The sequence below is a fragment of the Cyclobacteriaceae bacterium genome (genome assembly GCA_025808415.1).
GTDB lineage: Bacteria > Bacteroidota > Bacteroidia > Cytophagales > Cyclobacteriaceae > UBA2336.
The window spans coordinates 1,871,319-1,890,944 of the sequence record CP075525.1; the positions used below are offsets into that span (position 1 = coordinate 1,871,319).

19 protein-coding genes are annotated in these 19,626 nt (G+C 44.6%); 6 read left to right on the forward strand and 13 right to left on the reverse strand.

The annotated features are described in order from the left end of the window. Positions 1–3 precede the first annotated feature (3 nt). Positions 4–849 (forward strand): hypothetical protein, encoded by an 846-nt coding sequence (locus tag KIT51_08775; GenBank protein ID UYN88321.1) that lies wholly within the window; start codon positions 4–6, stop codon positions 847–849. Here KIT51_08775 and KIT51_08780 read toward each other — a convergent pair. Next, positions 846–2,771, reverse strand: a complete 1,926-nt coding sequence (locus KIT51_08780; protein ID UYN88322.1) for an ABC-F family ATP-binding cassette domain-containing protein — start codon at positions 2,769–2,771, stop codon at positions 846–848. The genes KIT51_08775 and KIT51_08780 overlap by 4 nt on opposite strands. 129 nt (positions 2,772–2,900) lie before the next feature. On the opposite strand from KIT51_08780, the gene KIT51_08785 reads away from it, so the two are divergent. Beyond that, entirely contained in the window at positions 2,901–4,085 is a 1,185-nt protein-coding gene (locus tag KIT51_08785) for a sorbosone dehydrogenase family protein (GenBank protein UYN88323.1), read from the forward strand. Between the two features lie 22 nt (positions 4,086–4,107). Then, a complete protein-coding gene (lgt, locus tag KIT51_08790; GenBank protein UYN88324.1) occupies positions 4,108–4,899 on the forward strand; it encodes a prolipoprotein diacylglyceryl transferase in 792 nt (263 codons plus the stop codon). Between the two features lie 39 nt (positions 4,900–4,938). On the opposite strand, the gene KIT51_08795 is transcribed toward lgt, so the two are convergent. Further along, positions 4,939–5,454, reverse strand: a complete 516-nt coding sequence (locus tag KIT51_08795; GenBank protein ID UYN88325.1) for a hypothetical protein — start codon at positions 5,452–5,454, stop codon at positions 4,939–4,941. Next, on the reverse strand, positions 5,451–6,002 hold the full coding sequence (locus KIT51_08800; protein UYN88326.1) for a DUF2911 domain-containing protein: 552 nt from the start codon (positions 6,000–6,002) through the stop codon (positions 5,451–5,453). The genes KIT51_08795 and KIT51_08800 overlap by 4 nt, the downstream gene beginning before the upstream one ends. A gap of 78 nt (positions 6,003–6,080) precedes the next feature. Here KIT51_08800 and KIT51_08805 point away from each other — a divergent pair, with 78 nt between their 5' ends. Further along, a complete protein-coding gene (locus tag KIT51_08805; GenBank protein ID UYN88327.1) occupies positions 6,081–6,563 on the forward strand; it encodes a dCMP deaminase family protein in 483 nt (160 codons plus the stop codon). Positions 6,564–6,565: 2 nt separating this feature from the next. Here the strand turns inward: KIT51_08805 and KIT51_08810 are convergent, their stop codons facing one another. The 6 genes from KIT51_08810 to KIT51_08835 form a co-directional block, all read right to left on the reverse strand. After that, a complete protein-coding gene (locus tag KIT51_08810) occupies positions 6,566–6,778 on the reverse strand; it encodes a hypothetical protein (protein ID UYN88538.1) in 213 nt (70 codons plus the stop codon). A 525-nt stretch (positions 6,779–7,303) separates the two neighbouring features. Further along, the gene (gene murB, locus KIT51_08815; GenBank protein ID UYN88328.1) at positions 7,304–8,326 is read right to left on the reverse strand and encodes a UDP-N-acetylmuramate dehydrogenase; all 1,023 of its coding nucleotides are present in this window, start codon (positions 8,324–8,326) and stop codon (positions 7,304–7,306) included. An 80-nt stretch (positions 8,327–8,406) separates the two neighbouring features. After that, positions 8,407–9,603: a hypothetical protein gene (locus tag KIT51_08820; protein ID UYN88329.1), complete on the reverse strand. Its 1,197-nt coding sequence runs from the start codon at positions 9,601–9,603 to the stop codon at positions 8,407–8,409. Next, the gene (locus KIT51_08825; protein ID UYN88330.1) at positions 9,600–10,490 is read right to left on the reverse strand and encodes a PorT family protein; all 891 of its coding nucleotides are present in this window, start codon (positions 10,488–10,490) and stop codon (positions 9,600–9,602) included. Before KIT51_08825 ends, KIT51_08820 begins: the two co-directional genes overlap by 4 nt. Positions 10,491–10,493: 3 nt before the next feature. Further along, complete coding sequence (locus KIT51_08830; GenBank protein UYN88331.1) at positions 10,494–12,194, reverse strand: DUF1501 domain-containing protein; 1,701 nt, start codon at positions 12,192–12,194, stop codon at positions 10,494–10,496. A gap of 1 nt (position 12,195) precedes the next feature. Further along, positions 12,196–13,962, reverse strand: coding sequence for a DUF1800 family protein (locus KIT51_08835; GenBank protein UYN88332.1), 1,767 nt, complete (start codon positions 13,960–13,962; stop codon positions 12,196–12,198). Positions 13,963–14,129: 167 nt separating this feature from the next. Between KIT51_08835 and KIT51_08840 the strand changes: the two genes are divergently transcribed. Then, a complete protein-coding gene (locus tag KIT51_08840) occupies positions 14,130–14,981 on the forward strand; it encodes a hydroxymethylglutaryl-CoA lyase (GenBank protein ID UYN88333.1) in 852 nt (283 codons plus the stop codon). A gap of 67 nt (positions 14,982–15,048) precedes the next feature. Continuing rightward, a complete protein-coding gene (locus KIT51_08845; GenBank protein UYN88539.1) occupies positions 15,049–15,675 on the forward strand; it encodes a tetratricopeptide repeat protein in 627 nt (208 codons plus the stop codon). Here KIT51_08845 and dprA read toward each other — a convergent pair. The 4 genes from dprA to KIT51_08865 all read right to left on the reverse strand — a co-directional run bounded on the left by dprA (position 15,672) and on the right by KIT51_08865 (position 19,626). After that, positions 15,672–16,778 (reverse strand): DNA-processing protein DprA, encoded by a 1,107-nt coding sequence (gene dprA / locus KIT51_08850; protein UYN88540.1) that lies wholly within the window; start codon positions 16,776–16,778, stop codon positions 15,672–15,674. The genes KIT51_08845 and dprA overlap by 4 nt on opposite strands. Positions 16,779–16,847: 69 nt before the next feature. Further along, a complete protein-coding gene (locus KIT51_08855) occupies positions 16,848–17,186 on the reverse strand; it encodes a MerR family transcriptional regulator (GenBank protein UYN88334.1) in 339 nt (112 codons plus the stop codon). Between the two features lie 62 nt (positions 17,187–17,248). Beyond that, positions 17,249–18,586 carry a hypothetical protein gene (locus tag KIT51_08860; GenBank protein ID UYN88335.1) on the reverse strand — a complete coding sequence of 446 codons (1,338 nt, stop codon included), beginning with the start codon at positions 18,584–18,586 and terminating at the stop codon, positions 17,249–17,251. A gap of 80 nt (positions 18,587–18,666) precedes the next feature. After that, positions 18,667–19,626, reverse strand: a complete 960-nt coding sequence (locus tag KIT51_08865; protein ID UYN88336.1) for a M23 family metallopeptidase — start codon at positions 19,624–19,626, stop codon at positions 18,667–18,669.

Here is a 19,626-nt window from a genome sequence, read left to right on the forward strand (position 1 = left end):
GTAATGGTTCCGGAGTTTCGGGAAAGAAACCTGGTTATTGCCACCATGCACGGCAAGGATCGCGTAATGCGGTCCTTGCTGGAGCAAACGCTGGGTGTAAGGGTTCATGTAACCACAAAACTGAATACCGATCTGCTCGGAACTTTTAGCGGAGAGGTTGCAAGGATAGGAACCCCTGAAGAAGTAGCCAGGCGTAAGTGCGAATGGGCCATGGAAGAAACGGGTTTTGATTTGGCCGTGGCCAGTGAAGGAAGTTTCGGTCCACATCCCTATCTGTTCGGGGTACCTGTTAACGAAGAGCTGGTCTACTTTTTCGATCGCGCTTTGGATATTCACTGCATCGGCAAATCCATTTCACCCGAAACTAATTTTTTACACGCTGAAATTACCAACACCGATGCTTTGCTCGACTTTGCAAAGGCAGTACACTTTCCTACCCATGCCATAATCCTAAAAAACGATCTCTATAAGCCAACAACAATACAGAAAGGCATTCAGGATTATCATTACCTGATGGATGCCTTTAACCAAATGAAGGATCGCTACGGCAGGGTGTACGCAGAAACGGATATGCGGGCTATGTTTAATCCCTCGCGCATGAACGTTATTGAAAAGGCTACGGAAGCCATGCTTAACGTACTGCTCAACCGATGCCCGTCATGTCATGCTGTACATTTCAAACTTACCGACTTAGAGCGTGGGTTGCCATGCTCGCAGTGCGCTTCACCCACACAAAGTATTTTGGCGCATCATTATGCCTGCAAGGTATGTGGTTTTAAAGAGCGAAAACTTTTTCCGAAAAACAGAGAGGTTGAAGATCCTATGTATTGTGATCATTGTAACCCCTAAACTGATTTAGAGCGCTCATCTAATTCAAGGGCAATTTTTTCCCATTGGCTGTTGGCTTCATCAAGCGCTGTTGCTACTTTATCAAAGGCAACCTGCACATCGTTAAGTTTTTCATAATTGCTGAAGACCTCTGGTCGTGTCATTTGCTCTTCCAACTTATTTTTTTCGGCCGTAAGCTGTTCAATCTTTTGCTCAACTTTATCCAGCTCGCGTTGAAGCGGTTTTAAGGACTGACCGTTAGATGGTTTAGCGCTTGCAACAGGTTGTTCTTGTTTTTTTTCAGGTTTGCCCGGCTTAGGGGCGTCATGCTGGATTTTATTTTCCGCTTCTCTTCTTTTTTTCCAATAGTCATACTCTTCGTAAGTACCGGGATATTGCTTTATTTGGTAATCTTCAATGTACCAGATTTTATTGGCCACCTGGCTTATAAAGTGACGGTTGTGCGATACGACTACAAATGTTCCCTGGTATTGCTGAAGGGCCTGGATGAGGATATTTTCTGAAATGAAATCCAGGTGGTTGGTAGGTTCATCCAGCATAAGGAAGTTAGCTTCGGATATCAATGTTTTGGCAAGTGCTACCCGTGATTTTTCCCCACCGGATAACACCTTTATTTTTTTGAATTGATCTTCATCCGAAAAAAGAAAGCAGCCCAGCACATTACGAAGTTGCTGCTCTGTTTTGCCCGACCCTGCCTGTTTTAGTTCATCCAGCATTTCGTTTTCAAGGTGTAGCGATTCCAGTTGGTGTTGGGCAAAAAATCCCTGGATGACATTGTACCCTAAAGTACGGTTGCCTTCTATGGGTTCAGTTCCGGCAATTATACGGAGCAAGGTTGATTTACCTTTTCCGTTAGCACCGATCAGCGCTATTTTATCACCGCGCTCAATGGAGATGGAAGTATTTTTTAGTATTTGAAGCTGGCCATAAGCCTTGGATAGGTTGTCCAGCGTAACAATATAGCGACCCGGTTGCTGGTTAAAGGTGAACCTGAAATTTACCGTAGCGGTATCGTTCACCACTTCTTCAATTTTCTCCATCCGGTCGAGCGCTTTTACCCGCGATTGCACCTGGCGCGCCTTAGTGGCTTTTGCCCGAAAGCGTTCAATAAAGCGCTCGGTCTGTCGTATTTTTTGTTGCTGGTTTTCGTAAGCGTTTTGCTGTATCTCTTCGCGTAATTCTTTTTCTTCTAAATAAAAGGAATAGTTGCCTTCATAGGTGATCAGTTGCTGCTGGGTAACATCAACAATTTTTGTTACCACATTATCTAAAAATCGTCTGTCGTGCGATACGATGATTACTGCACCATCATAATTCCTTAAGTATTCTTCCACCCATTCGATAGAAGGTAAATCAAGGTGGTTGGTGGGCTCATCCAGCATCAATAACGCGGGCTTCTCCAATAAAAGTTTGGCCAGCATTACCCGCATTCGCCAACCCCCTGAAAACTCTTTTAAGGGCCGGTGTAAATCGGCTGTGGTAAAGCCAATCCCTTCCAGCACTTCTTCCGCTTTGGCTTGTAATCCGTAACCACCAAGGTGGTCGTACGTTTCTTGCAGTTTCGAAAGTTTTTCTACCAGGGCTTCCTTATATTCTGTTTCCAGCTTGTGAATGAGTACCTCCATTTGCCTTTCCATATCCACCACTTCTTTAAAAGCCCCCATGGCAACCGTAAGGATGGAATCATCCGTTTGGTAGGAGAGCAGGTCTTGGTTGAGGAATCCCAGGGAGCATTCGTTGCTTTTGCTAATGCTACCTGAATCGGGGGTTAATTCACCGTTAATCAGCTTCAATAAGGTTGATTTTCCCCGGCCATTTAGCCCAATAAGCCCTATTTTGTCTTTCGGCTTAATGAACATATTGGCGTTTTCGTAGAGGGCGCGCCCTCCTATAAAGTATGAAAGGTTAGTTATCGATAGCATTTAACCGCAAAGATAATTTTTGTACGGGTTAAACTTCATGGAAACCTAAATCACTTGGAAAGACCACCCCAAAAAATTTGGTTTCTATTCATTGCGTTTAGGCTTATCTTCCGGCTTAAACTTATGATTATGCGGATAGCAAAATTTGTATTTCCTGTTGCTTTATTAGCCGTTGCCTTGTTGCAATGCAACAGTGGCTCAAAACCTGCTGTTGTGGAGCTTCCGGTGGGTGATGACGGAAGTGTGGAGGCGTTAACAGAATACTCCAAAACGTTGCCCCTGGAAAAAATAAAAATGCCGGCTGGTTTTAAGATTGATGTTTTTGCTGAAGTTGAGAATGCCCGTTCCATGGTTATGAGCCCTTCTGGTGTTCTATACATTGGTAACCGTAATGGCGATAAAGTTTATGCGGTTAAAGACACCGATGGTGATTTTAAGGCCGATAAAAAATGGGTGATTGCTTCTGGCTTGAACATGCCTAATGGTGTAGCTTTTAAAGATGGTGATTTATACGTGGCGGAAGTGAGTCGTATACTGAAGTATGTGGGTATAGAATCCAAACTGGCTAATCCGCCCGCACCTAGTGTTGTAAATGATACCTATCCGGATAAGACCCATCACGGCTGGAAGTACATTGCTTTTGGTCCTGATGGGAAACTCTATGTTCCGGTAGGGGCACCGTGCAACATCTGCGAATCAAAAGAAGAAATTTTTGCTACGATTACCCGAATTAATGCTGATGGCAGCGGCAGGGAAATTTTTGCACAGGGCGTTCGTAATACCGTGGGCTTTACCTGGCATCCCGACACAAAAGAAATGTGGTTTACCGATAATGGCCGCGACATGATGGGTGATGATATACCACCCTGCGAATTGAACTATGCACCAAAGCCCGGTATGCACTTCGGGTATCCTTACTGCCATGGCGGTACGATTAAAGACCCTGAATTTGGCAGCAAAAGACCCTGCAGCGACTTCACTGTGCCTGCGCAAAACCTGGGGCCACACACTGCCCCGTTAGGCTTGAAATTTTATACTGGCTCTATGTTCCCGGATCAATATAAAAACCAACTCTTTATTGCTGAACACGGTTCGTGGAACCGCTCAAAAAAAATCGGCTATCGTGTTACACTGGTGAATGTGCAAGGAAACACCAAATCCACCAGCTACAGTACTTTCGCCAGTGGCTGGCTGGATGATGAAACCCAAAAGGCCTGGGGCAGGCCGGTTGATGTGCTGGTTTTAAATGACGGTTCTATGTTGGTATCGGACGACCAGGCCAATGTAGTGTACCGAATTTCTTATTCGAAGTAGGGTAGGATAAACTTCAGTTTTAATGCATCCGGTATTAATTGAATCAGGAAACTTCACGATCTATTCCTACGGCTTCATGATTGCCGTTGGTGTTGTCTTTGCTGTTTCCTATCTGACCATTCGAGGAAGGAAGGAGGTAAACCTAACGTTTGACCAGGCCAATAATTTATTCTTGTTTATCTTTTTGGCAGCTGTTGTGGGTGGAAAGGTTTTCCTGCTGTTTGAGAACCCTTCTTTATACCTGTCTGATCCAAAAAAATTATTTACCGGAAGTGGCTTTGTTTTTTATGGTTCGTTCCTGTTTGCTGTACCTACAATGTTCTGGTACTTTAAGCGCAACAAATTACCGGTATACCAAATGCTCGACATTATGGCGGTGGTAACCTGCCTGGTGCATATGTTTGGACGGGTAGGGTGCTTTATGGCCGGTTGTTGTTATGGTAAACCTACAACCGGCACGTTTGGTGTCACCTTTACCGATCCTGCTTGCCAGGCCAACCCGTTGAATACCCCCTTGTTTCCTACCCAGCTCATGGAAGCTGGTTTTATTCTTCTGGTAATGATCGGACTACTGCTTCTCCGATCGAGAAAGCAGTTTCACGGACAATTATTTTTGGTATACCTGATGCTCTATGCCCTTGGAAGATTTGGTTTGGAGTATTTCCGTGGTGATCAGGCCAGGGGGTTTGTGATTGATGATTATGTTTCAAACTCACAGTTTATTGCGTTGTGCATACTGGTAGTTGTAGGAATTGTGTACCAAAAGTGGTCTAAAAGAAATAAGGTGGTGGTGATAAGAAAAAAAAAGGGCTAACCGGTTTTTGTTAGCCTTTATTTAAGCTGTGAGAACGATCTAAAAATCATCTGCTATATCATCGATTTTTTTCTTCTTATCTTCTTCCATCATGCGCCTGATAATCGCGGAGGAATAAAGCAATTCAAGCGTGGTTTTGGAAGCAGGCCTGAATTTGAGGGTGAGGTTTTTGCCCATCCACGTATAGCTTTCGTTACGCACATCGTAAATGGGTTTTCCTAATGCGCTTTCCATCCCTTTCATCAGACGGGTATCTTTTGCTGTGATCACCGAGATTTCATAAATAAGGTCTTTGTAGGTTTTAACTTCAATCTTGTTTACGGCCACTTCGCCAATGGAAGCGTTTTCAGGATCGATTACCTCATACAATTTAGCTGGGTAATGGCCTTTTTCTTTAAAGTCCTTTTTGAATTTTGAGCCCGCCACCGAATCAATGTGCATGCCCATTTTAATGTTCTTGAAGCCGTTTCGCTTATCCAGTTCGGTCAGGTCATCTTGGGTAAAACCGAAAAGGGGTGATAAAAATAAAAAAGGGATAATACAAGCGTGTTTCATGGTTTGGATTCAATAAACTGGATTGGAATAATAATCTTGGTTTTATCCCATAGAAGCAAAAGGTCGGCCACATTGTTTCGCTGATCAAGCACCATGCTAAAAGCTTCATACGTTGTATTGCCTGTATCCGTAACCGGTACTTTAAAGCGCAGCAAATCGAGTTTGCTATTATAATTATAGGAGCCCCACAAGCCGTTTTCTTTGTTCAGGATAATGGTCCATTCATCCGGTCCGGGTATTGAAAAAATAGAATAGGTTCCTGCGGGCACCAGGTTTCCCCCGAAATAGATATCACGCGTTGTTGTTATTTCGGTAGCTTCATTGGCACCGGTTCGCCAAACTTCATTGTAGGGCACCAGTTTTCCAAATACTTCGCGGCCACGCTTGTGCGGTTGACAATAGGTAATTTTAATGTAGGTATCCTTATACCTGGCTGAAATTATTGCGGTTGGACTTGAGCGCGGTTTAATAGCTTGCTGTGCTTCAGTTACCTGAGCCGTAAACGTGATGAAAAGAATAATTAAAATGCTATACGTTGTTTGAACCATTAAGCAACATTAACTTGGGCGAATATACTATAAAAGTGTTACCCGAATAATTACTACATCGTAACAGCAAAACTACCTATGAACCGACCTGCTTTTGACGATATTTTTATGGAGCTGGCAGTAAACCTTGCCAAGCGGTCGCATTGCATTAAACGTCATGTAGGTGCTGTGCTGACTAAAGATACACGCATAATTTCAATCGGGTATAACGGGCCGCCTTCGGGTACGCACAATTGCGATGAGGAGTGGCCCGAAGAAGGTTGCCCACGTGATTCAAAGGGGGGCTGTTCATTGGCCATTCATGCTGAGCAAAATGCCATTTTATATGCGGTTAAGAATAAAACTGCTGTTGAGGGCTCAACCCTATACGTAACCTTATCGCCTTGCCTGGCGTGTGCGCGCATTATTTACTCTATGGGCATTACACGGGTTATTTACCTGAACTCCTATGCCGAACATAAAGGCCTGGAATCGGATGAAGGGGTTGATTTCCTTCACCGGTTTGGTGTGGTAGCCGAAAAGTACCACGGCCAACTCACCAACGTAACACACATGATTTGAAATTATTTTTGTGCCAGCACCTTTTCCAGGTCGGTGATGAGCTTAGCAGGAACCGCCTTAGCACTCTTTTCTTTTAGAGACTTCAATGCCGACAATGCCAACGTGCAATTCTGTAACAGGCCTACCGGGTTTTTATCATACCGGTAACTTCCCAGGCACCAGGCAATGTCAGCTTGCAATTGAGGCTCGGCATTAAGCGCCTGAAACTTTTCAATTACTTGTTCGCTTACTTTCTCAAGCGAAAGGGATGAAGTGGCTTTAGCTTTGCTGCGGGGAGCAGCAGCTTTTTTAGCGGGAGGTTGAGTTGATTTCTTTTCACTTGCTTTAGCCATGTCAATCATATTTAGTTAAAAGATGAAATATTTTCACTCAAAATTACGGCTGCTATACAAGGTGGTGCAAGCTATAGGCCCATTAAATTTCCGCAACCGTGTGAATGGAACTTAAACAGATGGAATGATGACCCTCTAAAATGACGAAAGGGAAGTAATTCTGAATTACTTCCCTTCGCAAAGTTTTTAGGGGTTACCTAATTACTTCTTCTTCTTGGCAGCTTTCTTAGCTGTTTTCTTCTTAGCTGCCTTTTTCGCTTTCTTTGCCATAGCGTTAAATGTTTAAGGTTAAAAAGTTGTGAAAAGTTATAACAAAAAATTAATACGCAAAAATTTTTAAGCAAAAATTTTTGGACGTGTGATTTTTTTTGCAGTCAAAAACTTTTCGGTAGTGACGTGATATGTCATTCAAATGATGTTCACTTCCGGCACCAAATCAATGTCAAATTTTTCGCGAACGGAAGTACGGACACGCGTAGCCAGCAAAAAAATTTCTTCACCTGTAGCGTGATTATAGTTTACTAAAACGAGTGGTTGATGGGCATGCACACCGGCATCACCAAATCGTTTTCCTTTCCATCCGCAGTGTTCAATGAGCCAGGCCGCAGGCACTTTAACTAATTGATTTTCAGTTGAATAACCAGGTAGTTCTGAATACGTTTTTTTTAATGATTGATAGTGTGAATCGGTAATAACGGGATTCTTGAAAAAACTTCCTGCATTACCAATTGCAGATGGATCGGGAAGTTTTTTTCTACGAATTGCAATCACTGCTTCGCTGATGGACTGAATTGTTGGCGTAGTGATGTGCATGCTATCAAGGGTCTGCTTGATTGCCCCATATTCAATGTTTAACCGATGATTTTTTTTACTTAAGGTTAAAGTAACACTTGAAATAAAAAATTTTTCCCGTAACTCTTTTTTGAAGACACTTTCGCGGTAGCCGAACATACATTCGCGGTTCGAAAATGTTTTCAGGTCACCGGTTTTCAGATCAATTCCACTAACAGTATCGACTACTTCACAGAGTTCTACACCGTAGGCACCAATGTTTTGCATGGGGGCAGCACCCACGGTACCGGGTATGAGCGATAGATTTTCAATGCCACCCCAATCGTGCTGTACACAATGCGCTACAAATGGGTGCCACGGTTCACCGGATGATACCTCAAGGGTTATTGTTTCATCCGTCTCTTTTTGTACCGCTATCCCTTTAAGGTTGTTGTGTATAATTATGCCTTTGAAATCTTGCGTTAGCAGCAGGTTACTTCCTCCGCCAATAATCAAATGCTTTTCATTCTTGAATAAATCGGTATGGATGAGTTCGTGAAGTTCAGCGAGCGTATTTATAGTAACAAAATGAAGCGCCACCGCGTGGATACCAAAAGTATTATAGGGCTTAAGATCAATATTGTTGCGGATTGCAAGCATAATAGGTTTACCCGCGAAGGTGCACAAAAAACCTCAGGTATACCAAGTCGCAGTGTAGATGAAAGTTTGGGCTGCCTGAATTACTGGAGTCCGGTTATGTCCTTTGCATCAATTTTTATCAGGCAAATCCTGGGGAAGCGCCCGGCAAGGTAGGTTGTGCCGCATACCGCTAATCCACCATCTTCTGTACTGATGACTTGTGAGATCTCGAAGGGATTGGAGAATCCAAGGTACTTACTGGATAAGAATGTGCCGTTGGCTTCATCGTAGAAATACAAACCAATTTGCTTAGAGCGCGTGTTGCTTCCATAAACCAACACATTTTTTGAATTGATGGTGGCACGGAGAATACGAACTTTGGCATTTGGTTCAAGTTCGGGCAAGGTATTGCCACCCAAATCAACACTGGAGGATATTCCGGTTGGGTTCAGGTTTACATTCGGTAGTAAATAGTTATCGCCAAAGTTAAACCTGGCACCGGCAAACTTAGTGGTGGAAAGTGGCTGTATGGCGCTAAAGCCACCATCGTCCTGTATGCCCTGTACGACACCCCGGGGATCGTTTTGGGAGAGGTCGGTAAAGACAAGCGAAAAGGTATAGTTATAAAAACCATTGAAGTAGAAGAGGCCACCGGGGATGCGCCCGGCATCAAACGGATATTGCCGGCCAGTGCGAATGAAATGATTGATAATGGGTTCTTCCACTTTGTCGCCCGCCCCTATGGTAAATGCTTTCGACTGGCTAACAGCCCCGCTTGCATTGACCACGGCAATAACCGATTGTTTGGTGAGATGATCGTAGGACAGTAGCACGAAATTGTTACCGTCAATGCCTGCGGCACACGGGTAGTAAAGATCGCCAGCGGCTGCGGTAAAACTTACGGCCTCAAGGTCTGCATCAGTTTGCGCCAATTGCACCTGTAAAGTGAGCGGATCCATGCAAAAGAAGTAATAGGAATTGTTGAAAGCCGCCAGTTGTGCAATGGGGTTAACCACGTTGTTATCAACCTCTATTTCTTTTACAAAGTTGCCTTCTTTGTCGGCCTTCATCAGGTAAATACCGGTAAAATTGGAATCAGCCAACCTGCGCCCTCCCAAAATAAGGTATCCGCCATCGGGTGTTTGTGCCATATCAATGGGAAAGTAGTTTGTTGTAAACAGGTTGTTGTCGTAAATCTTGGTAAACGACTTTTGATCAAATTCAGGATTGGTTTCTTCCACGCAGGAAGTAACGATCAGCAATCCGGTAAGCAGGAGGGGGAGTAGGAACTTTGTCATCGTTGATCCAATGTTTTAAATCCGCTGGCCAGGTAACGCATGGGGAACAGGCACCCAAAGGAGAAAGCCAGGTTATTGAGTTTAATATCATCCATTGCCTCACCAATGCCCGACAGCCTGTCGCTGCCGAAGCGGTTTTCGGTTGAATTCAGCAAGCTCATACCTTTCCGATATTGAATGTCAAGGTTTAACCGAACATTGCCCAGGTTGTAATTGGCGCCAATGCCACCTAACAAGCCCCAATGATTTTTCGCAAAGAGATCTTTAGCGCCTATAATCACGGGGTCGTTTGTGAATTTATTAATCCCGCCCGATGCATAATCGGTGCCAGATACTTCTACCGATTTATTGGCGTTTATGAGGAAACCGTAATAAATACCTACCTGCACGTAAGGACGTAACCGGTTTCCAATAATGTCGTATTTGAAAATCAACGGAAGTTCAGCGTGATCAACTTTTTGTTCGTTGTTGTACAGCAATTCTAACCGGTTGGTTGCATTTTCAGGATCAGTCCACTCATAATTATTGGAGTAGGTAAAGATGGAATGCCGGTAAGCGGGCTGCAGGCTGAATGAAAATCCTTTATAGTAAAAGCTGACCTCAAGGGTAACCTGGCTTCCCAAGGCGTTGTATGAATCGTACGCTTTATCGGTAAGGGAAGCAGGATAATTGCCTGGAGATAAAGCTGAATATCGCTTCTCGATGGTCACATCGGATAGGTTTACTCCGGCTTTAAGGCCAAGCCACCATTGTTTGTCCAAAAAATTCCCGCCCGGGGTATTTGGTGCCCGGCTGTTGAAGGACTGCGGGTTTTTCTTTTTTGAAGGCTGACCGAAGGCTAACGCGGTAAGCAGAAGAAGTAAACCGAGGGGGTAGAGTTTTTTCATGCGCTAATGTATCACAACTAGTTTTTTCGTTTGTTCGAACGAACCCATATTCATTTTATAAATATACAATCCTGCAGGTATTCCTGTCAGGTCTACCGCAATACTGTGTTCACCAGGTTCAAAGTTTTGCTTTACCAGTTGTTTTGTTGGTTTGCCGGTTCGATCGTAAAGCATTACTTGCACCATACCCTCGGCATTTGTCCTGAAGGTAAAGGCGGTTTGCCCCTTTGCTGGGTTTGGATAGCAATCACCAAGGTTGAAGCGCTGGTTTACAAATGGTTCTGTACTGGAAATAACCTGTACGGCAAGTGGAAGGGGCTGATAAAATCCACCCTCTTCACGGGGGCCATCTATAAAATTACCGAAGAAGATGTCGTTGGTGATTTTTTGTTCATCCACCAGCATCCAGTCTTTTAACAGGTTAGCATACACCTGCCGGTAGTCGTATTGCATTTCAATGTTATCACGAGTCATGTCGGGCACATTGCCAATAACACCCGGGTTTACGCCACGGCCAAATACGAAAATGGGGCCACCGGTTCCGTGGTCAGTTCCATAACTTCCGTTTGAATGGACCCTTCGGCCAAATTCAGATGTGGTAACGGTAAGTACCCTTGATTCCAATCCACGGGCTTTCAAATCGTCTTGGAAAGCCTTCATAGCCGTTGATATGTGGTACATCAAGGCAGCATGTATACCCATGGTGGGGTCATAGCTTTCCACTTGCGAAGCATGTGTATCGAAACCGCCAATCTTAACCATAAAAACCTTGGTTTTGCACCCTCCCGCAAGGAGGCGGGCAATAAGCCTTAATTGTGGTGAGAGATGGTTGCGCTTGCTTCCTGTAGGGGCATTAAAGGGATAAATTTCCGGATAGGTTACAGTTGTGTTTCCACCGGCCTGAAAGACTTCGTACAAGCGCTTGGCATAGTCATCGGTTTTCTTTTCCAAACCAAGTATCCAATTCATTTCTTTTCCGTACGGAGAATTATCGAGGAATTCCGGGGGTTTTCCGCGCGGGTCGATGTCTTTGTCCTGAAAGCCTTCCAGTTCTTCTACCAGGTTGGCAAAACCAACCGGATCATTTAATGACAAAGAAGTGGGTATGTTGTTTTCCTGGTGGAAGATCAGGGAAACATCGCTCCCCATTTCAATGCCCAACGGGTCAAGCATGTCATTGTTGGGGAAGTCGGCAGGGTATTGCAACGGGGCGTACTCCTGCTGCAGGTAACGGCCCACCCAACCGGAAGAAAAGTAATCATCGGAACCTCCCCCCATAAACCAGATATCGCGGCCGCGGAAGTGAGAGCCGTTGTTGTTGCGATAGGAAACACCTTGCACAAAGGCAACCTTGCCCTGGTCGTACAGGCCTTTCATGGCCTGCATGTCGGGGTGAAGGCCCACCTGCCTGTTGGCCGGCAATGTGCTGTCCAGGGGAATGTATTTGCGTAAACTATTACTCTTGGGGATGGCAATGTTGGCCCTTCGGCTATAGTATTGGTCGTATTGTTCAACCGGAATCAACGAGTTTAATCCATCATTACCACCGTGAAGTTGAAGGATGATCAATACCCGGTCGCTGTCGCCTTGTTGTGCCAACCGTGAAAGCGGGTTGTTGGCCATTACCTTTAACGGAATGCCATTAATGGCAAAGGGCAAGCTTAGGGCTAGGGGTATTTTCTTTAGGAAATTTCTGCGCTTCATGTTAGTGGAGTTGGTATTCGGGAGATTGCATCATGGCATTAAATAAATTTTCAAGTTGGCGCCTCACGGTTTCTGGATCAAACCCATTGGTCCAGCGTATGGTCCATGCGCCTTCGGGGTTATCATCAATTTTAGGATTCTCCAGGAAGGACACCAGGAAATAATTTAACCGTTCAGCGGTAATGGTAGCAGTATCATCGGCTGCGGTGTCAAACGTCAGGTTATTACTAATCGGCAACAACAAGCGCGCAAGTTCAATGATCAGGCTGCGGGCATTGGAGGCAATGGCAGGGCTAAAGTTGGTTTGAACGAAATTTACAACATCAACCTTTAGCATGCCGCCTTCCATTTGTGAAATCAACTTACGAATAAACTCATACCGGTTGGCCAGGTAGTTTACGGTAATCCAGCTACGGTAATAAATTGGAAACTGGTGGTATGCATCATAGCCGGCCACATCGAAGGGTTGGTAAAACGACATGCCCTGGTTATCGGCTAAACCGATGATCTCACCAGTTTTTTGGTAAAACTCATTTGCGGAAACGGTAATGTCAGGTATCGGATAGTTGAAAAACCGTAGTGATCCTACAATCAGATCAATAGGGGATTTAATAATGCAGCCAAAGTTATCGTCTTCCACTCCGGCAGCAGCTTCATAAAAATGCTGGCTGCGCAACAGGTTTTCAACAACGGGTTGCAACTTAAAGCCATTTGCCCTGAAGGTATTGGCCATTTCAGCAATAATGGTGTTGTGCAGCGTTGCCGGTATATCGTGATAAACATAGTACCGGTAGATTTTTCGGCAGATGTGGCGAAGCGTTTCTTCCTGCTCGTAGATCATGTCAATCAGTTGGCTGATTTCATCCAGTGCGCTTTCTAATGTTGGGTTTGCTCCGTTCAGCAAGGTTGGGTCGGGCTGGATGATATACGGTTGCCCGGTATTGACATCAATAAAACTATCGCTGAATTGCTTTATGCCGTTATCGTGACTGGAGGCATTGGTGTTGCTTCCCCGAACGCGGCCCCGAGGAAGGTTGGTATCCGGATCGATGTTTGAAAACGTATTATCAAAATCGAATCCTGACAATACACGTGCTGCGGCCTGAACATCCTGTTCTTTGTATAAAATGTAATCGCCAGGGCCAGGTGTGGGCGGGAGTGAACCTTCTAACCCTCTGCCAATTGAATACAACTCAAACAGTTCACGCGCGTAGTTCTCGTTTGGGCTTCCCTTCACATTTAAGTTACCATCAAGTAAACGAAGCATCGCGTTGTCAACACTTACTTTTTTGGTCAATTCGCGGAAATTCACTTCCGGCAAGGCAGTTGCATCCAGTGCAAACTGCCGGTATAACATATTTTGGAAGTACAGTGCGCGGCTGCTGGCAATTTTTTCCTGAATGGCGGTGAAATGGGTATGTAAAAACATGACCAACTTTTCACGCGCAGAATACGCAAGGCTAAGGGCGGGCGGTACGCCAATACTTAGCATTTGCCCAACAAACCATCGCTTAAAGTATTCTTCGTATTGAAATTCCATTTTCTCCGGATCGGTGACACCGGTAATTACCCACTGACTGTTTGTATCCGGATCTACCGGAACAGAAGGGGCCGGCAGTGCCTGACGAAACAAAAGATTAGTAGCTTGCAAAGGTGTTAATACAGCAAACGCTTCAATTTGCTGTTTTGTCGGGCCGAAGGAAGCGCGCCTTAGCAGGTGCGCTGCGCGGTTAAAACCAAGAGGGCCGGAGTATTCGGGTAGTGGCATAGCGTAAAATGATCAATAGCGACAACTTTATCCTTTAAAATTCTAAAATAAACTCATTTCACAGATAAAGTGCTTATACAGCCGACTATTGTAGCTATTTTCCTGCAATTTTAATTTACCAGCATTTTATGTTAAGGTTAATTGTCGGTGCCCAGTAAATTTGAAACATGAAGATCATTGAATGTCCGCGTGATGCCATGCAGGGCCTCGCGGAATTTATCCCAACGGAACAAAAAATCCGATACATCAATCAACTGCTTGAAGTAGGTTTTGATACAATTGATTTCGGGAGCTTTGTTTCCGCGAAAGCCATACCCCAGTTGCGCGATACGGTGGATGTGTTGAACGCGCTAAACTGGAAAACGAGCCCAACAAAACTTTTAGCGATTGTGGCAAACACACGTGGTGCCGAAGAAGCCTGTAAGCATGAGGCGATTACCTACCTGGGTTTCCCGCTTTCCATCTCCGAAACGTTTCAACAGCGAAACACCAACAAGTCGATTGCGGAAGCCTTGAATACGGTTGCTGAAGTCCAGGAACTTTGCGGGCAGTCGGGCAAGCAATTGGTTTCTTACATCAGCATGGGGTTTGGCAACCCTTATGGAGATCCGTACGATGTTAAAACGGTGGAGCAGTTTGTAGACATTTTAGTCACGTTAGGAATCCGGATAATTTCGCTGGCCGATACCATAGGCGTATCAAATCCTGAAAACATTACATTTCTATTTACCAGTATCATAAAAAAATTCCCTGAAATTGAGTTAGGTGCTCACTTACATTCAAACCCAACATCGACCTTCGAAAAAGTAGAAGCAGCTTTTAAAGCCGGTTGTAAGCGGTTTGATGGGGCCATTAAAGGTTTTGGCGGTTGCCCGATGGCGAAAGACGAATTGGTAGGCAACCTGGCAACCGAAACCATAGTGGAATGCCTTGCCCGTTATGGGGCTGCCCCTGTTATAAACCAGCAAGCCTTTCAAAAAAGCCTGCTGATGGCCCATGAAATATTTCCAAAGCACTGAAAATATTACGTTGTTGGGCATTTGGGATACCAACCCGCTACTTTTGTTCTCAAAAGATCAAATCGTTATGAGAAGGATTATTGTAGTGGCCGGGTTGCTTGGTTTTTCGTTGCTCAGTTTAGCACAAAACGCGAAAGAATATACCCAAAAGGGGCGCGAGCTTTTAGAAAAGGAAGAACATGTTGAGGCGCTTCTAAACTTAAATAAGGCTATAGAACTCGATCCGAATTATGCATCGGCTTATTATTTCCGTGGAAACATAAAGGCGCAATTTGATGATCGCCACGGAGCCATGAAAGATTATAATACAGCACTCGAAAAGAATCCCAAACTAACGGAAGCGTTTTTTGCCCGGGGCAATGTGAAGATGAAGTTGCAGGATTATTATGGCGCCATTGACGATTATTCTGCAGCCATTGCACTAAATGAAAATTTTGTGGAGGCATACTATAACCGTGGCAAGGCAAAACAATATTTGCAGGCCTATCAGGATGCCATTAACGATTGTTCGAAAATCATTGCTATTAATAAGAGGAATGTTGATGCATACTACATGCGCGGTTTGTTACGCATTGAGTTCGGTGACTTGAAAAACGGCTGCCTCGACTTGAGTAAAGCCGGTGAATTAGGCGATTTAAAAGCCTACGAACTCATTAAAGAAAAGTGCAACCAGAAAAACCAGGAAAAGGACTAACGATTAAGGGCATACAGTTTACCGGGCAACGATTTAACCACCCCGTTGAACTCTAACCCCAATAATACCGAAGCCAACTGACTAACGGGTAGATTTGATTTCCAACTAAGCTCATCAATCATGAGCGGGCTTTTTTCCAGCAACAGGTTCAGGATGGTTTTCTCTTCATCCGAGTAGCCATCCAAGGCAAGTGAAGTGACCTTTTTTGGCCGCGTCACCTTGGTTGCCTCCCAATTCATAATGTATTCCAGGTCTTTTACGGAGGTGATGAGGTGTGCTTTATTCGTTTTAATAAGGTTGTTGCACCCGACCGAATAGGTTACACCAACACTGCCGGGAAAGGCAAAGACGTCTTTATTATAGCCATTCGCTATCTCGGCTGTTATCAATGCACCTCCTTTTTCGGCAGCTTCAATAACTACCAGGGCATCGGATAACCCCGCAATAATGCGGTTGCGTTCAGGAAAATTGTGCGCATCGGGTTTTGTCCCAAAGGGGTTCTCAGTAATCAATCCCCCATGTTCAAGCATGCGTTGTGCGGTTTCTTTGTGAGCGGCCGGATAAATAATGTCTATGCCACTGCCCATCACCCCTACAGTGGGCAAATTATTTTTTAAAGCTTGTTTGTGCGCTTGAATATCAATGCCGTACGCCAGGCCACTTACGATCAAAACACCGTGTGGCACCAAGCCGGCTACCAGTTTTTCAACCTGTTCTTTGCCGTAGGCAGTTGCTTGACGAGTGCCTACGATACCAACTGTTTTTGCGTTTTCAAAATCAATGTTGCCTTTTACGTACAACATAGACGGTGCATCGGGAATATGCTTAAGGCGTAAGGGATATTTTTTATCGATATAGAAAATAATTTCAACAGATTCTTTTTCAGCGCGCCTGATCTCCTTTTCAGCTTTTTCGAATGGGCTTCCTTTGATTATCGTTTCAGCAATCACCGGCCCAATGCCCGGTATTTTAAGGAGCTTTCCTTTAGGGGTTTTAAATACTTTTTCGGCTGAGCCGCAATAGCTGATAAGCTGGCGAATGGTGTAATCGCCAATACCCGAAATAAAATGAAGGGCTACTAAGGCAACTCTGTTTTGATCCATCATTTCAGAAGAATGCTAATTTGTTCTGAAATCCTGGTAACAGGCTCATTACCGGATTAAAAATTCAGGTTAATGCAATTGGTCGCGAAGTTCGACAAGGAACCTTCGAACACTCTTAAGCGAATCGATGAGCTCGATTTTGTCTTTTACCGAGTTGCTATCGTTGCGAAGCATTTCCTTGGCGCCTTGCAGGGTAAAGCCCTTTTCCTTTACCAGGTGGTAAATGGTGCGAACGCTCTCAATATCTTCTTTGGTAAACTGACGATTGCCTTTGCGGTTCTTTTTTGGTTTGATCAAATCAAACTCTGACTCCCAAAAGCGGATGAGGGAAGGGGCTACGTTGAAAATTTCGGCTACTTCTCCAATAGAGTAGTAGAGTTTTTCGATTTCTTTTTCCTTATACGCCATGCGATGAAGCAAAGTAAACAATTAATCCTTTACGGCCAACACCCCTTACCGGGAAAAATATTTTAGTGTATAACGAGTTTATAGACCATTACGGAATGGCCGCCTCCTTTGCCGGTTTTACCTTGTGCGGTTACCAGAAGGTACTTGTCGTCAGCTGTGATTTCCATGCCCACCGGAAATGAATCGGCAGCAATCTCGGCTACTTTCTTCATGGTTTGCCTGTCAACAACTACGATTTTACTATCGTCATTGACACATGCAAAAACATAACTCCCTTCCGATGAGGCAACAATGGTGCGGGCACCGGGCCCAACATAACAACTTTTCCAGGCTTCTTTTGGTGCTGTATTCCTGCCGGGGTTCTCCATCCGGTCTTGTATAAAATCCTGAAGGTTTATTTTTTGCACATAACCGGTGGAGTTACTGCTGATGATGAGATCATCGCCCGAGATAATCAAATGGCGGATATTGTAATAAGGGCTATAGCTTACTCCCAGGTATTGAAAGTTGTTGTCCATATCAAATACTGCAATGCCACCGTCACCGCCCATTCGTCCAACCAATAAATATTTGGAATCGGGTGTAAATACGGTGCCTCGGAGGCAGTAACCGCAGTTATTATCCCGGTCCACTTTTATGCCCGGTTGAAATTTAACCTCTAATCGTTTATCAACAATGGCATGGTTTACGTACCTGAATTCAAAAGGATCATCGCCACGGGTGTCGATAATCCCTAAGGTATTATCGCCCCAATGGGTAACGGCAACAAACCGGCTGTCGGGCGATGCTGCGATCATTTTCGGAAGTATGCCGGTGGGCATTACCCTTATGATATCATCTGTATCTGTATCAATAATGGCCACTGCCGAGGGGCTCTCAGCATTGGCGTCATAACTTCTGCGGTAATAGGTTACCCAAAGGTATTTACCATTGTGCGAGAAGCAGCTTTCAACGGGTTTGCCGCTAAAAATATTGAAATCGCTTTTGCGGTAACGGTATTGATAATCGAAAACGGTATGCTCTCCATTTTTAAACAAGTGTTGGTTGGAGGCATTGAAAACGTGACGTATAACTTTTATTTTTTCAAAGGTTTGGATATCGTATACAACGGTCTCGTTGCCTTCCAAAGATTGTACGTAGAATTTTTTTTTATCGGGTAAATAGTTGACTGATTTAGGAGAGTTAATACTTCGGTCAAATCGATCATTCGGATTCTTTGTTGTGGCAACCCGATGCTGGTACCGTGCCACCAATTCCAGGGCAACCGGTGCATTGTATGGAAGTGATGTAATCCCCAATGTATTGTAAACAGCCTCTTCTTTTTTATCCGTTTGCCCGAAGCATTCAATAGTCACGATCAGCAACGAAAGGGTAAACAATAATTTTCTCAACATAGTCATGTTATGCAAGCTGGTTAGTTCATTATGTCGGGTGTAAAACTAATCGAGAAAAGCTATAAGGGAAAATTCGTACCGGGGCGTTAGTTGCCGGAAGGTTTGTATTTAGGATGTTGTACGATTTTTTGATACTCCTGATGGCTTAGGTCGCGTTGAAAGAAATTGATGGGATTCACCTGCACACCGTTATGGAGAACTTCATAGTGAAGGTGGTAGGCATCGCTCTGCCCGGTTGTGCCAACATACCCTACTAATTGTCCACGCTTAACTTCCTGACCTTGTTTCAATTCATATTTAAGCAGGTGGGCGTACCGCGTTTCATAGCCAAAGCCGTGGTCGATATAAATTACCAGGCCATAGGTTTCTGAATAATCGGCCCGCGATACCACACCGTTACCTGTGGCAAAAACCGGGGCTCCTTTGGGGGCAGTCATGTCTAGTCCGCGGTGGTCGCGCCAAATCCGTAACAACGGGTGGAAGCGGTTTCCAAACGTAGTATGAAGGTGCACCAGGTCTTTTCTGTGTATGGGCAATATGGCCGGACGCGATGCCCGTTTGCTCAGCTGGATGTCTGCCTTCAGGTTAAGCTCATCAAAGGATTGTAGCTCAACCTGTACCTGGTGTTTCAATTTCTCTAAACGCTCGTAGCTTTCTTTCACCAGGGCATGATCGGCAACGTCATTCAGTTTTCGCTCAATACCCCCTACACCCGCTTCGCGAATGCTGGGCGACAGCGGACTAAGGTCAAGCAAAGTCCTGTAATATTGGTCATCTTTCCGATTGAATTCTGAGAGCGATGAATAAGCATCATCAATCTCATCCTGCAACGTGGTCCATTCTGCTAACAATGTATTGTTCTCCTGCATCAGGTATTGTTCCTGTAAAGAGGAGTACTGGTGGATATACCAACCTGTTGCCGGAATGGCCACAAGTGTTGACAACAGAAAATAAACGGCTATCTGCTTTAGTAACTTTTTACCGCCAGGAAGTATCCTTTCGTATTGGCAGGTTTCAGGGTTATAGCGATAGTAGAGATTTGCCAT